6 protein-coding genes are annotated in these 15,203 nt (G+C 67.7%); 1 reads left to right on the forward strand and 5 read right to left on the reverse strand.

From position 1 onward, the window contains the following. Window positions 1-8: 8 nt before the first annotated feature. The 3 genes from pglX to ACFV3E_RS34245 form a co-directional block, all read right to left on the reverse strand. Window positions 9-3,755, reverse strand: a complete 3,747-nt coding sequence (pglX, locus tag ACFV3E_RS34235; RefSeq protein ID WP_500538450.1) for a BREX-2 system adenine-specific DNA-methyltransferase PglX — start codon at window positions 3,753-3,755, stop codon at window positions 9-11. Window positions 3,756-3,844: 89 nt separating this feature from the next. Beyond that, window positions 3,845-8,302, reverse strand: coding sequence for a BREX system serine/threonine kinase PglW (gene pglW / locus ACFV3E_RS34240; RefSeq protein WP_500538452.1), 4,458 nt, complete (start codon window positions 8,300-8,302; stop codon window positions 3,845-3,847). Between the two features lie 693 nt (window positions 8,303-8,995). After that, window positions 8,996-10,516 (reverse strand): gamma-glutamyltransferase, encoded by a 1,521-nt coding sequence (locus ACFV3E_RS34245; protein ID WP_500538454.1) that lies wholly within the window; start codon window positions 10,514-10,516, stop codon window positions 8,996-8,998. A 208-nt stretch (window positions 10,517-10,724) separates the two neighbouring features. On the opposite strand from ACFV3E_RS34245, the gene ACFV3E_RS34250 reads away from it, so the two are divergent. Beyond that, a complete protein-coding gene (locus tag ACFV3E_RS34250) occupies window positions 10,725-11,435 on the forward strand; it encodes an 8-oxoguanine DNA glycosylase OGG fold protein (RefSeq protein WP_500538456.1) in 711 nt (236 codons plus the stop codon). 142 nt (window positions 11,436-11,577) lie between these two features. Here the strand turns inward: ACFV3E_RS34250 and ACFV3E_RS34255 are convergent, their stop codons facing one another. Both ACFV3E_RS34255 and ACFV3E_RS34260 read right to left on the reverse strand, forming a co-directional pair. After that, the gene (locus ACFV3E_RS34255; RefSeq protein ID WP_500538458.1) at window positions 11,578-12,834 is read right to left on the reverse strand and encodes an McrC family protein; all 1,257 of its coding nucleotides are present in this window, start codon (window positions 12,832-12,834) and stop codon (window positions 11,578-11,580) included. Beyond that, window positions 12,827-14,929 carry an McrB family protein gene (locus tag ACFV3E_RS34260; protein WP_500538460.1) on the reverse strand — a complete coding sequence of 701 codons (2,103 nt, stop codon included), beginning with the start codon at window positions 14,927-14,929 and terminating at the stop codon, window positions 12,827-12,829. Before ACFV3E_RS34260 ends, ACFV3E_RS34255 begins: the two co-directional genes overlap by 8 nt. Window positions 14,930-15,203 lie beyond the last annotated feature (274 nt).

Consider the following 15,203-nt stretch of genomic DNA (forward strand, 5'->3'; position numbering starts at 1 on the left):
CTTCCCGCTCAGGCCGTCTGCGTGTCGGCGGCGGAGGTGTCGGTCTTCTTCTTCGGGGTGCGTGGGGCGGCGGCCTTGCGGCCCCGGGTCTTCGGCGCGGGACGCCAGGCCGCGAGCTGCTCGGTGGTCAGCCCGCGCTTGGCGCGCTCGGTGTCCAGGAACGTCCCGAACTCCTCGGCTGCGTTGCCGCCCCACTCGTGGTCGTCGGTGCCGAACCACTGACGTACCCACGGCATCAGCTCGGCCAGTCCCGCGAGGAGAGGCGCGATGCGGTCGTTGTCCCAGCTCAGCTGGGAGGTGCGGTCCTTGACGAGGTTCACCAGTGCCTGGGCCTGGTCGCGGTGGTCCCATCCGGCCCAGCCGAGCAGCAGGGTGGGGTCGGCATCGGGGTTGGCGCCCGGGTAGGAGACGAACCGCTCCTTGGGGACGTCGAGCTTGCCGCGGTTGGACCAGTAGGAGGTCTTGGCGAAGTCTACGGAGCCGTACTTCGGCGGGAGGGCAATGTTCAGTCGCTCGCTGGTTGCGTCCTCTTCGCGTTGGAGGTCCCAGACCTCCTCCCACTGGGCACGCTTGCGTAGACCGGTGTCCTTGTAGCGGAGGGCGGCGAGGTAGGGGACGTGCTCGGTGTCGAGGGCCTCGGCCAGGACCGCTTCGAGCGGCAGGTCGCGCTTGCCGAGGTGGTCGGCAGCGTAGAGCGCGGCTACGGCGGACACGTTGGGGTCGAGCTTGACGAGCTCGTCAGCAAGTTGGCTGACCGTGAGTGTGCGCGGCTGCTCGAAGCCGTCGCGAAGCGTGAACCAGAGCCGACGGTCTTCAGCTCGGTCGAGCAGCCAGGTGCGGAGGGCTTCCTTCTCCCGCTTCTCCCACGGCTCGGACGCCCAACGACGCTTGCACTCCGGGCGCTCGACTAGCGCGATGTCCTGGCGCTTCTCGATCATATCGATGCGGTTCTGCACGATAGTCCGGTACCACTCGGGCCAATGGGCGGGAATTTCCGTGATGGGCGTCGAGTGGTGACGGCTGAACCACGCGGTTTCCATCCTTCCAGCCGCAACCTTGCGCGCGAGCACGATCTCGAATGCGCGTTCACCGAGCTTGACGGGCGGCACGGAGTTAATGTCTTGGGCGGTGAGGCGCTGATCGTTTCTTACGTTCAACTGGATGAGACCGTAGGCACTGTAGACCTCCCAGTCGAGCTCCTCCTGCAGCGCGATCATGCGCTCACGAATAGCGGTGTGGGTGGCGTGGCCTGCGTCGAGAGTGTCACGAGTCGGGACGGCGCCACCCAAAGAGAGCGCGGAAGGCTCGTGACTGGCGAGCTCTTGCGCGGCACGGTCGAGGGCGTGTCCGAGCGCAAGGGGAAGCCTGGCAGGGAGCGGGAAATCCTGAAGCTTGGTGCCGGTGAACTCGTAGAACTTCTCCCAATCCTCGCTCGCGATACCTCCGCCAATACCTCCATTGCCCTTGTCGTGAGACACCTGCTTCAACCAGAAACACGCCGTCGACGAGTTGAGCAACCCCAACAACTTCAGGTGCTCATCCTCCCCTGCCCCCTCCGGCAACTTGATAACCGGCGCGGACTGCTTGAACACCTTCCCACCTCGGTCCAACACGAAGTGGTTGTGCGTCGCTACAAACGCAAATGCAATCGACAGTGGCGCCCTGAGCTTATTTGGATAGATTTCCTGCCACTCGTACCAGGACATGCCCCGCTGCAACATGGGCACACCAAAGCGCTTTCGATGGGAAATCGCCGTTCGGTAAGAAAGCAACAGCTTCGCAGATGTGTCGATCTCATCAAAAGGCAAGGATTTGAAATTATCATCATAGACCCACAGTGCTTCATACGTGGGTTTCATTGTGTGATCACGAATCACATCTCCGGTGACCAGAAGACGTGTCGCGGAGACCTCCAAGCGGGCGGCGGCACCGTTGCGAGGAAACAGAAAGAGATCGTCTTCGCCTGTGACTGAAGTGATCCCCGCAGAGTCGGCAATGCTTGCAAGCTTGGCCGTGGCAGCCGCTTCGATGAGACCCACCAGACCGCCCGAGCCACCGCCACTGACCGACCAAGGGTGAAGCGCGAATCGCCTCCTCTCGGCATCCTCGACCGAAACCCACTCCGACTCACTCCCCGGCTTTCCTACCTGGTCAACGATTGCCCGCCACACCAGCGCCTTCGCCGCCTCCTCGGGCTGCGACGGCTCACCGCGCACACCCAGTACTGCCCGCACCGGCTCTTTCTGTCGCGGGATGTGGTTGCGTCCGATCAGGATGATCGTCGGCGTCCCATGTCCCGGTATGTACGCACCCGAGGTATCGATGATGTGCGTCAAATGGACGCCGATCCGCTCGCTGACGAAGAACTCTTCGATCAGCTTCTTGCCGAACTCGCGCTTCATGAACGAGTTTGCCGTGATCTGCCCAACGTGCCCGGCCGCTCGATCCGACCCACTCGTCCGGACGGCCAGCTGGAACAACCGCTCGGCAAATGGGACGGAAAGCGCATATTTGCCCGAACATGATTTGTAGGACCGGTAGTTCTCGTTCTCCTGCTTGTCCTTAACCGTGATGTAGGGCGGGTTCCCCACCACTACGTGATACGTCGACACCCCCAGCAGGTCACACCGCTGCACGTACTCTTTGACGTCCTCCGTCTGGTAGGCGAACGCCTCGCCGTCCGACAGCAGGTCGCCCTGGATACCCGCAGCGCCCCGGCCGTGCAGCAGCGAGTCACCCGCGGCCACGTTGATTGGGAAGGCTGGAGCCTGGTCGAGTCGCTTCGCGCCGCCTGCCTGCAGAGCCGCGATCAGCAGCCGGAAGCGGGCGATCGACACCGCGAACGGGTTCTTGTCGCAGCCGTGCACCGACTCCGAGGTGCGGCGGATCAAATCCCACACGTCCGTGCCCGGTTCGGCCGCCCTCCACTTCGCGAGCAGTCGCTTGAACATGCCCAGCAGGAAGTGCCCGGACCCGCACGCCGGATCGATCGTCCGCAGGCCCTTGCGTATCTCGCCGTCGTCGCCAATGACCGTCTCCGGCGCGAGCCCGAACTCCCGAACCGCGGGTTCGAGGGTCAGGTCGAGGATGAACTCCTCCACGAACTCCGGCGTCTGCAGTAGCGCGTAGGTCTTCCGTGCATGCTCGCTGAGGTCCTGATACAGGTCGCCGAGGAAGCGGGTGCTCAGTCCCTCGTGCTCGACGACGCCGTCGGTCCCCACGACCGGCTCGTCGGTGAAGTCGTGCACGATCTCGCCGCCCGGTCCGCGTCGCCGCCAGAATTTCAGCAGCGCGCTTGCCGCCTCGTAGGACGGTGCCAGCTCCCACAGCGGGTTGTGTGCGCGGTCGAAGAGGCCAGCCACTGCCGGGTTGGTTGCGGCCAGCGACTCGAAGGCGTGCACCAGCCAGTCGCGGTCGTTCTTCTCCGGGTTCAGCCGGAAGTACTCCGCGTCACGGTCCTCGGCGTCCTTCAGACGCTCGCCCGGGCCGGCCAGGAACGGGCCGGTGATCAGCCGGTTGTCCTCGCAGAAGCGGACGAAGACGCACGCCAGCACCCACGCCGCGGCGACCTGGGTGATCCGCTCGTCCCGCCACGTCTCGTACGTCGCTGCCGTGCGCTTGGCCTCCCGGGCGTGTGTGTACTCGGTCTCCAGCTTGGCCTTGTACTCCGCGACTGCCTCGCTTCGCTCGCGAAGGTCGTCCTCGAGCGTCTTCACCTGCTTGCGCAGGTCCTTCAGCAGCTCCGTCTGGTTCACGCCACGCCCGGACACACGCCCGCCCCTCTTCGTCTCCGTTGACTACGACAGCAACACCAGCACCCGCCCACCCCCGGCGCGGCGGTCGCTCAGATGACCAGTGGTTCGGCCGCGTCTGCCCTCAAGGTGTCGAGGAACGACCGCTCCAGTACTACCCGTTCGGCCTCGCCCAGTACCTCTACCGTGCGTCGGTCGAGGTGGGAGGCTCCGCGCGGGGATTCCGACGGGCACAGCAGCCACAGCCCGTGCGGAGTTGCCCCGCCCCGGCGTGCGGCGTTCTGCAGGTCGATCAGGACCTCGCGCCCGCCGGCCTCCCAGTACCGCGCGAGCAGGCCGGCCGTGTGCACGAACAGCACTTCGCCCTGCCGCTCTCGTGCCGTCTGCGCGATCCGCTCGGCGACCCGAGGCCACACCCGCGCGACGTACGAGCGCAAGCCCCCGGGCAGCTCGCCGGAGCGTGTGAAGGTGGTGTCGGCGCCGAGCACCTTCGCCCAGTCCGTCCCGCGCTCACCCGCGAAGGCGCGGAACTCCGCCAGGAACACCTGCGCGAGGTTCATCGGCACCACCGGGAAGGCGCCGGCCACCGCCTCCGCCGCGCCCGCAAGATACTTCAGGTGCACGTTCAGGGCCACGAACCCGCCGCGTTCGACCGCACTGCGCAGCTTCGCCTCCAGCAGCGCATCGGGGTTGCGTCCGGCCGCTGCCGCTCCCATCGCGGCGCCGCCCGCAGCGGTCACGGTGCCCGTGGACACCCCGCTGCGCAGCTGAGTTCCGTTCACCGAGGGCGCGGGCGGCCGGAAGCAGTGCGCGGCAGTGTCGTACTCCAGCGGGAAGTCCGCCTTCTTGAGCGCGTCCTCGACCGTGACGTGCGTAGGCGCGCCGAAGTCCAGCTCCGGGAAGCGGTAGCGGACCTTGGCCAGCAGGTCCTCGACGGTGATGCCCAGCTCGCGCCGGACACCGGCCGGGGCCTGGGAGATGCGCAGTGCCCGGTCCAGGGCGAGGTCGCGCGGATACAGCTCCAGCCTCGGCGATGCCGCCGCTCTTGTCGCCACTGCCGCTGCCAGGGCGACCAAGCGGGTCTCGGCGAGCGGCGCCATGCCCTCGGGCATAGGTACGGCGCGCAGGTCGCGCACCACCGAGGCCCGTCCCGGCAGAGGATCGGACGCCGCCAGCTCGTCGGCCTTCGCGCCCAGCTTGGCGGCGTAGTCGGCCAGGTCGGGGGCGCTGGGTGCGTCGGATCCCGGCAGCGACTCCAGGGCGATGAGCACCCGCTCGCCGCGGCGGAGGACGGCCAGCCGCGGCTGGTGTTCCTCGTCGCGCCCTTCGGGCAGAGCCTCAGCCTCTACGGCGGCGCGGACGATGGCACGGGCCTTGGCCAGTGTCCGCGCAGGGGTGTCGGGACCCGCGCCGTGGCGGACGCGCAGTTCGACGGCGAGCTCCTGGGCGGTCATCACACGGCCGCCCGCGTCAAGGATGGCCACGAGCTCATTGCGTATGTGCTGCAACCATCCGGTCTCCGCCCACTCCTTGATGGCGGCGACATGGTGCCGGGAGACGGTGGGCTGGGCGGTGCCCAAGGCGCCGGCAATGGCGACCTGGGTGGGCCAGGGCGCGAGGTTTCCCTCCCACGGCTCGGGCTCGAGGCCGTCGCCCGGCAGGCCGAGGGTCGCACGGAGCACCTCGGACTTGTTGGAGTTGGCGCGGGTGGGTCCGGGTGTCAGCAGCGCGGCGAGCTGGTCGACAGAGCCGCGGGCGGTCATCTGATCGACGGTCGCCTTCTCGGTCCCAGAAGGTCCCGCGGCCGCCTTGGCCGACGCGCCGGCGGCCTTGGAGGTCTTTCCGGTCTCTGCCGCCCCGGCTGCGGACTTGCGGCGCAGCGCCGTCGTCCACTGCTTGTGGCGGCGCTTGAGCTCGTTGCGGATGAGTACGCCCGCGCCTCGCGCCTGGGAGAAGCGGTGAGGTGGTAGGGCCAGCAGTTCGCCTACCGTGCTCGCGCCCAGGTCCGCGGCCACGGAAACGGCACGCGGGGACAGCCCGGCGGCGATCAGCTCCGTCGTCAGCTCGGCTGCCTGCGCGGCGGCGTCGCGGATCTCCTGCAAGGTGGTCGCGTCGGCGGTGATCGTGGCCGGGGTGGTGGCGGGCGGAACCGCGTCGGCGCGGGTGAACAGATCGCGCCAGGCCGCGCTCATCTGCTTGAGGGAGTCGAAACGACGGGCGGTGTCTCGGTGCAAGGCGCGGGCGAAGAACGCCGTGAGGCCCTCGCGCAGGCCGGGTTCGAACAGGTCCTCGGCGAGCGCCGGGTGCTCGTCGCTGGTCGTGCGGGGGTCGCCGGTCCCGTCGCCCCAGACGGGGCGCTCCCCGCTGGCCATCTCGTGCAGGGTGACGGCTGCGGCGTAGTGCTCTGCGTAGTCGTCGTACTCGCGACGGTGTCCGTGGTCGAGGAACGGGTCCATGTAGCCCCTGGTGCCTGCCTTGAGGTCACGGTCGGGGACATCGGCAAGGGAGAAGTCGAAGAGCATCAGATGCTCGCGGCCGTCCGCACCCCGCTGGACACCGAGGTTGTCGGGTTTGATGTCGCGGTGACGGACGCCCTTGGCAGTGAGCTCCTCCAGCGCCTTGAAAAGGTCCTCGCCGAAGCTCTCCAGGTCGTCGTAGGTGAGACGGCCCTGGCCACGCAGGCGCTGCGCGAGGGACTGTTCGCCGGCGTACTCCAGCTCCAGGACGGTCCGCCCGCCCAGGGTTCGCGGGCCGTCGAGCAGCCGGACGATGCGGCCGCCGCCGACCTGCTTGAGTGCCGCTGCCTCGGCATGCAGCCGGGAGTCCTTCTCCGCATCCAGGGCGACCTTGAGCACGCGGGGCTGGAGGACTCCTGCTCCGACCTCGGAGGCGTCCTGCACCAGCAGGGCACGGGCCGTCGCACCGCTGCCCAATACCCGCACCACCGTCCACTCGGCGTCGAGAGCCTGGCCGGGGGTCGCGGTGAGCGGGTCGGCCTCGGCTGCGGCGGCCTGGAAATTGACGTCCTGCTCAGCCGCATCGAGCTGCTTGAGAAAGGCATCGACAGACGCCAACCGGTCGGCCGCGTCACCGCGCGTGGCCTGGTAGACGAGCTCATCCATGGAAGCAGCGATGCTGTCGCTGACTGCGTATGGGTGCAGGCCGCCATCGGCACCCAGCCGAGCCATCAGCTCGCTGCGGCGGGCGGCCGGAGCGGTACCGGTGAGGATGAGGTAGGACACCGCACCCAGGCCGAAGACATCGAGTTCGACCGGGTCTGCGTACTCCTCATCGAAGCCGGGCGCCAGGTACACCTCGGCGGCGTCCTGTATGTGCTCCTCGCCCAGTGGACTGTTGCCCAGCGACCGGAGCGAAGTGGCTTCGAAGTCGCGCGCGGCGCTCTGCCAGTCGGTGATGCGCAGCACCGGCTGCTCCCCGTCGGGCCGCGCGGTGACGTAGATCGATCGGGCGGCCAGCGCACGGTGGTAGAGGCTACGGCGGTGGGCGTAGCGCAGTGCGTCCGCGAGCTGGCGGACCATGTTGCGCCGGGTCTCGTCGGTGAGCCGGGCGCCGTGTGCGGCGAGGTAGTCGTCCAGCCGCAGGTCGTCGTGGCGATGGCGGAACAGGATGGCCGGGCCGCCCTGGTGCTCGCGGAAGTCGACGGCCTGGGCAATGCCCGGGTGCGCGATGCCCTGAAGGACCTGGTACTCGCGCAGCGCGGCGCGCTCGGTGGAGCGACGGGCCGTCTCGGTGGCCTGCAGCTCGACCAGGTAGACGCGGACCCGGCCCTCCTCGTGGACCAGGCCTTCGCGCTTGGCGAGGCGGTCCTCCCAGGTACCGCCGGCGTCAAGAGGGCGCGAAGCCAGGCGCCAGTCACCGAAATCGAGGTGCGCGGTGGAGGCCCGGACACCGATCTTGCGCATCAGCTCGTCTAGGTGGCGCGCGAAGTCCGCGGTGATGCGCTGGCCTTCCCGCTGCGGGGGCGCGCCGAGCAGGTCCTGCCAGATGCCGGGCAGACCATTGGCGCCGCCGTCCCGCCCGTAGACACGGATGCGCTGGACCTCGTCGAGCTGGCTGACCAGCCCAGGGTCAGAGAGGAAGACGGCAGGCTCCACCCGCGGGATCCGCAAGCGCGGGTAGAGCTGACGAGCGGCCCACTCCAGCTGGCCCTTGAGCTCCTTGGACTTCAGGTCGGTCAGGTGCAGGGGATTGGGGATGGTGCGGGTCTTGTCGTCGCCCTGGAAAGACCAGGTGGAGCCGTGGTTGACCAGACGCCCGGGGTGGGCTTTGAGCTCCAGCAGGTAAAGGCCGCGTGGCACAGCGATGAACAGGTCGCACTCGTTCACGCGCCCGGAGGAGGCGGTGAAGGAGAACGTGGCCCAGGCGCGGTAGGGCTCGGTCTGCGGCATGAGCCGCTTGATGTGGTCGAGAGCGTCCTGCTCCCAGGGGAAAGGGGAGGTGCGGGTCTGGTGCCACCGCTGGACTTTGGGCGGGGCGGGCTTCGGTCCTGGCTTCGGTTGAGGGGATGCCGACCCGTTGGCTGCCGCCACCGACGTTCACCGCGCCTTTCCATGTCCTGTTTGCTAAGCCCGGCCACAGGGCGCGGATCATCAGACAGCTGATTGTGAGCTACGCCCGCCTTGCCCAGTTGGCCACCGTATTATCACCACGCTTTCCCAGCATGCCCGTTCGGGAGGCTTATGGGGAGGGTGAGAGCTCCTGGGCGCCACCATGCACGTCTTCATGGTGCTCGCCTTAGACCCCACCCCTGGAGCGCGTTCTCAACCTCGGTGGGGGAACATCGCCGAGTCTCCCCATCGAGGCAGTTTAGTGTGGAGATCGTAGTGGATTTGTGTAGCCCGCGGCAGGGGGGTCTCCCGTATGCGTGCTGGTGAAGTGCCTGCCGGCGAACCTGTGCCCTAGGCGCGACACGAGCTCGACACCGGGGCCGAGGCTCGGTACAGGTTCCCTTCCGATCTGTCCGGGTGTGTGCGATGCGCCGGAAGGAAAGGCCCGTGAGCCGGGCGTGCCGAGGCGGCGTCATCTGCGGTCATGGCGCTGTGCCGCAGAAGAACCCGCGGGGGATTGCGGGTGTGCCACGGGCGCATCGCAGGCGAGAGGAATCCCCGATGGCAATCGGCCTGCCGCTACCTGAGGAACATGATGACCACGAAGGCCAGACCTCATGCACCTCTTGCCCCTGGCACGCGCACGGGGGCAATGCAGCGCATCAGCTACACCGGTCAGGGTCGGCGGCGAGCGGAGGCGGACCGGAGCGGTTCGGTGGGTTCGACAGCGACGTAGGACGATGTACCTGCTGCCTCCAGTAGGCCGCCCTCATCGAGGGAAACCTGCGGCTCCACGCCACCCAGAAGCTCGGCCCAGTCCTGCTCGCCGCCGGTGTCGTAGCCGTTCCGAACCCGGCCGCGGACCCATTCGCGTTCTGTGATCTCGCGCTCCCGGAAGCGGCCCCGCGCCTGCCGCAACATGGCTTCTAGGTCATCCTCACTGTTAAAGAGGTGATCCTGCGCGGCGCGGGCGGCCGCCAAGCTGTCGGGTGTCTCCGTCACGATGCGGACCTGTTCCTGGTGGAACCGCTGGCAGGCGGCGAAGAGCCGCCTGGACATCCCCAGACGTACGCCGGTTCCGGGGATCGGGGCAGAGATGAAATCCGTGATGCCGCCTTGCCGTAGATCGCGGGCGGTTGGCTGGCTGCGTGCCCGAAGCTCGCGGCGTAGGTCACGGGTCTGAGAATCGTCTTCGAGAGGGAGCAAGCTGCCGCCTGCGGGTTGGCGCCGGGATCGTGGGCCGGCGGCGAACGGCGTTACTCGCAGGTCGGTAGCGGGTCCGTAACGCAGATGCAGGTACACAAGCAGTTGATCGAGCGCCGCTTCCAGCAAGGCATCGTCGTTGGCGAGGTCGTCGTCCCCTATTGCATCGTTGCCGCCGAAGGGACCGGGGGACGGGATCACGCCGCTCCCCACTCCGTTGCCACCCCAGCCTCGGGGGTTGGGGATGTCGTCCAGCGTCATGAAGATCTGGTCGATGATGCTGGTGCCGGTCAGTAGCAGACGGTGGGGGACGTCGCCCATGAGCGCGCTCCCGCTGATGAGCTGCTGCTGCCCCTCATTGAGTTCCCCAAGACCGATCTTCAGCCCCGCTTTGGCTTCGATCAGCCACCACGGGCGGCTGTCATGCGGGTGCCGACCTGCGAGGTCGGGCAGTCGCTTCTTGGGATCGTCGAAGCCGGGCAAGCCTGCTGGCGGCCAGGACTCCACGTGCCGCGTCGCCGGAAGCCCCATCTGTCCGCAGCACAGCCACTGCGCCATGGTCATCCCGAGCCGGTAGCCGAAGGCTCCCTTGGCCGAGCGCTCCGCGCCGTGGGTGTGCACCACGCTCGGTACGAGCCGGCGGCCTGTGCTTCCCAGCTGCTGCTCATCCTCCGGTATGACCTCGATGGTGAGATAGGCCTGGAGCGGCGTGATCCCGGCCAGCAGTTCCTGGAAGGCCAGTTGCGGCAGGGTGACGATCCACGGAGTGACGTCACGGCCGACACCTGCGGCATGTTTCAGGATCTCCCGCCAGGTGGTCGTCACCAGGTACCAGCCGTGCGGTGGCACCGTGCCGGTGTTCGGCCATGGCGCGCTGGCCGTCTTCCAGTGCGGCGTGGGGCGCCTGTCGGGCGCGTTCCGAACCAGGACTGGAACATCGACGACATCGCTGCCGTGCACCACTACATCGTTTGCTCCGGAAAGGCCCGCCATGGACGATCACTCTGCCAGTTGCCTCTCAGCCCTGCGCGCGGTCGCCGGATTCTGGAGGCTGACCGGTGCCAGTCGTCTTCCCGTGCGCGCTGGTTGGACATCAGACACTCGCGGACCGGTACCCGGCTTGTGACTTGTTCGCTGGAAAGCGTCGCTGAGACCGGGATTCGGCCGCCCTCGCGCGCTGCCATGCGGCAGGATCACGCAGGTGACGCATCCCGGGTCCGACTTGACTTCGCTCGCGCTTCCACCGGAGGGCCAAGCGGCCCTGGCGTTGCCGCGTGCCCAGCGTATCCACGCCCACACGATCACCGTGCCAGTCACCTGGTGGAACGCAGAGCTCAAATCCCGAGGCCTGCCCGGCGGGCCGATCACGGCACCTGCGGACGGCTCGGGCCGTAACTCGATCGGCAGGGCCGCTCTGTTCACGATGGCCGCTGCACCCCTGGATAGCGATGAGGACGTTCTCCGGTTGTTGTGGCACGTCCTGGCCTGGGGCAGCGGGTTCAAACTGCGAAACAACCACCGCCGACTGGACGCCATCGGCGAGGGAACTGCCGCAGCAGCCGCCGCGCTACGCGAAGCGGCCTCGCTAGCCCGTACCGACCCCGAGGCCGCGTACTGGCGGCTGTTCACGGGCACCCGGTTGCCCTACCTGGGACCCGCCTTCTTCACCAAGTACCTTTACTTTGCTGGCGGCGGCTCCTCAGAACATCCCTGCGTCATCCTCGACAGCCAGGTCGCGAAGACCCTGAACAAGCGGTGTGGATGGCGTTCCCTGCGGAGCGGAGGGAACTGGCCTCCCGAGACCTACCAGCGCTACTGCACACTCCTGACTCGTTGGGCACGTGAGGAGACCGACCGCCTCGGTCGGCATGTGTGCCCGGACGAGATCGAGCGTTGGTTGTTCGGCAACTGACCGGTTCCGCATCGCTTGAGGTGCCCCGAGCGAACCGCAGAGTAGCGGATCCCCCCTGCTGTCGCCTCGACTGCAACTATCTCGTCACGGCACGGCCCTGCGGTCCGTGGCGTTGCTGGTCGCGGTGGGCTGGCGGCGCCGATTAGCGGCCGGGCCAGGGCAGCGCCGACCTGATCCACGCGGCGGCCTGCTGGGGGAGTGCGCGGGTATCGACGCCGAGGACGTGGATGCTTCCGAGGCTGCCGCGCGGGCTGCCGATCTGGAGGATGCGGTGAGCGTGCTCACCGGGTCGGGGGTGGACGATGACCGCAAGCGGATCACCGCTTGGGGTGTAGCCGGCGCTGTAGGTGAGGAGCTGGTGGACATCAGCGGCAGCGACGCTGTGGCGGTCGTAACGCTTGTATTTGGCGTCCACTGGCAACAGGGTGCGTGAGATCGTGTCACGTTCCGGAAGGCTGAGCAGGACGTCTGGCCGGAAGGTCGAGGTGCTGCCGAGGTCGCCTCGCACGGTGATTCCGCTGCTGCCGCTGCTGGGGACAGCATGTCCGCCGTGCGGAGCAGTGGCCTCGATGGTCAGGCGGCGGACGACCGCCTCCCAGAGGGCGGGCATGGCCAGCAGGAGGCCGTCCGCCCTGGTGCCGTGGTCTGTGAGGAGGTCGGTGACGCCCCCGCCGCACAGCAGTAGGCGGGCCCACGTGTGGGCGGCACGGTAGCGGGCGTTCAGGCGTGTGTATTGGGTGCGGTCCAGTGCGCGGAGGGCATCGTCGGTGGTTGGGGCCTGCGGGAAGGCTTGGGCGATTGAGTGCAAGTCGCGGGCCAGGTCCAGACCTGTGGTCAGGGTGAGTGCTGCTCGCAGTGCGGTCCCCAGGATGCGGTTGTCCCAGATGTTGGTTTCCCGGTCGAAGGTGCGCACGTGCAGTTGATCCAGTTGTCCGTAGCGGCGGGAGGCTTGGGCTGCGATATCCAGGCGTCCGCGCAGGACAGGTCCCACGCTCTGATGGGGTACGTAGTCGCGGCGCAATCCTTCGCGTACCAGTTGTTCGCACTGCTGCAGCAGGGCTTGGGCCACGAGGTCTGCGTAGCCTTCGGGGCCGGTGGCCCAGCGTCGTGCTGTCGCTCGGAGTGGTGCGGGCGCGCCGAGGGCGTAGGCGAGCCAGCTCATGAGGTGCTCGCCTGGGATGGCGAACTTGGGCTCGATGACCAGGCGGATGTGGTCCAGCACCAGGATGCCGACGGTTGAGTCGGCTTTGAGTCGCCATCCGGCAGGGACCTGGTCCAGGCTGAGGCAGCCGCGCGCTTGGAGGGCACGTAGTCGGTCGACGTCCCGGGGCGTGAGCTGTTCGTGTCTCAGCAGGGTGGAGGCGTACTCGCCGAGCCGGATTTCCGTGCCGTCAGGCATCGGGGCCTGGTGTGCCGCTGGTGAACTCGGCTGCCAGTGCGGCGGCAAGGTCAGGCGGCGACATCAGCGCGGGACGTCCGGTGTCCTGGTCGACCAGGCTTCCGAGGATACGGTGCAGCAGGTCGGCCCGGCCCAGGCAGTAGTCCTCCAGGAGCGGGATTACCTCGTGGTGGAAGGCGGCGGCGAGGTCCCCGTCGGTGGCGATCGGCTCGCCGTCACGGAGCAGGTAGGCGTGCCCTATCTGGTGGTCGGCGTCAAGGTGGCGGCTGATGCGGGTGTTGAGGGACTCGAAGAACTGCGCGAGATCCAGCGGGCCGACCGTACCGGATACCGCGTCCGGGTCGGGGCCGACGGGAAGGAAGGCGAAGCGGCGGCGTACGGCGGCGTCCAGGTGGCTGATGCTGCGGTCCGCGGTGTTCATCGTCCCGATGATCCGCACGTTCGGCGGCACGGAGAAGGGACGTTTACTGACCGACAGCGCGACCGGCAGGCCGCGTTTGTCGAGTTCGAGCAGAGTGATCAACTCGCCGAAGACGCGGGGTAGATCGCCACGGTTGATCTCGTCGATGATCAGAAGGAAGTTCTCGTCGGGGCGAGCCGAGGCCTGGGCGCACAGCGTATGGAACACGCCGTCGGTGAGCGCCAGGGTGAGTCCGTGTCCCGTGGCGTTCAGATCCGGCTTGAAGCCCTCCACGAAGTCCTCGTAGCCGTAGGAGGGGTGGAAGGTGACCATGTGGGCGCGGCCGTCCCGCAACATGTCGGCCTGGGCTACGGCCCGCTGATTTGGAGCGGCGTCGAGCGCCTCTGCGCGACCGGCCACGGCGAGGGCGGCACCAAGCGCAAGCCGGGTCTTACCCGTGCCGGGCGGCCCGTGCAGGATCACTTGTCCCTTGCGCTCCAGGGCCTCGAGCACGGATTGGACGTCCTCGGGCAGCGTGACCGGCACACCATTGTACGGGCTGGATGTCTGCGGTCCCGCGGAGCTGATCTGGCCCGCTGTGATCTTGGCGAAGAGCGCCGGGTCGACCTTGGCAAACGTGGACCGCCAGCCGTGCTGTGGCGGTAGTTTCCGCGCGGGGGAGACGTCCCAGGCCACGGGTACGAGGTGCCGGTACTCGGAGCGGTCTGCCTCGAAGCGATAGCTCCCGTTGACGGTGCCGGTGGCCAGGACCTCGTCCACCCCGCGGTTGGCCACGATCCGGTCGCCGGCCTCCAGGTCCCGGAAGGCCAGTAGCCGACGCGCGACCGTCAAGCTGCCGCCGCTGCTGCGAGGCCAGTGCGCGTCGAGGGCCTGCTTCAGTTCGGAGTCGCTCTGGTACTGGCTGAGATCGCCGAGCTCATCCCAGCCCACGCAGATCATGTTGCTGTCGCGACATTCCTCCCACAGCCGCCCCCGCTCACCGGGGGCGATCTTCCAAATGGCACGTTGGCGTGGACGCGGATCGAAGCTCTCGTACAGGAAGTGCATCACCTCCTGCCCGCCCCAGCCTGCGAACTCCTCGCGGTTCCGCACGAGGTCCAGCAGTCGGCGATTGGTGCGCCAGGCTGGAGCGTCCGCCTCTGTAGCGCCGCCCAGCAAGGTGACGAATCTGCGTAGGTGCTCGGCAGCGTAGATGGGTAGGAAATGCTGGGGAAAGTAGGTTGCCAGGGACTTCGTCACCAGCGCCGGGCCGAAGCGCAACGCCTCCAGATCGTCAACGGCGTCGAAGTCCTGTGCGGCAGCGGCCTCGAAAGCCCGGGCGAACTGTCCGCGAAGTTCCACCCACGCATCCTGCGGCTCCATCCCGCGCAGGGGCGCCGCCAGCCGCCACTCACCGGAGTTGTGGTGGTACATGATGTGCTTCCCGGCGCTACCGCCCTTGATGCTGCCCAGGTTCGGGGTACCGAACTCCAGCAACCGGCAGTACGTCGGCCCATTGCCGGACGGTGCGGCTTGCCCCAGGGCGTAGCGCGACAGTGGCATCGTCGCCCACTCCTCCAGGGAGAACAGGGACAGCACCTGCTTGCGCTCGTCCTCAGCGGCTGTCTCAACTCCTGACACGGTGCTCCGGTCGAACGTTGCCACAGCCGCCCGCAGGTCCGCATCGTCCGTCATAAGGGCATCATGCCGGAGCTTCGATACGTAGGACGCGCTCTTCGCAAAGCCATAGTCTGCGCTGTTCGGGGTTGAGGTGCCTCTATGTCTTTCATGAAGTGAGGGGTGGGGTTCTGGGTTCGTAGAGCGTGTCGTCGCAGAGCATGGCGAGCAGGACCTGACGCGGTGGCGGGCGAGGCGGAGGAGTGTCTGGGCGGACGTCTTTCCGCAGGCCCGGCATCTGTCGTTTAGGCCCAGGCTCCGGACAGCTGATCGAGACGAACGAGGCTAGGGC

It is taken from the genome of Streptomyces sp. NPDC059718 (genome assembly GCF_042733315.1).
Taxonomy (GTDB): domain Bacteria; phylum Actinomycetota; class Actinomycetes; order Streptomycetales; family Streptomycetaceae; genus Actinacidiphila.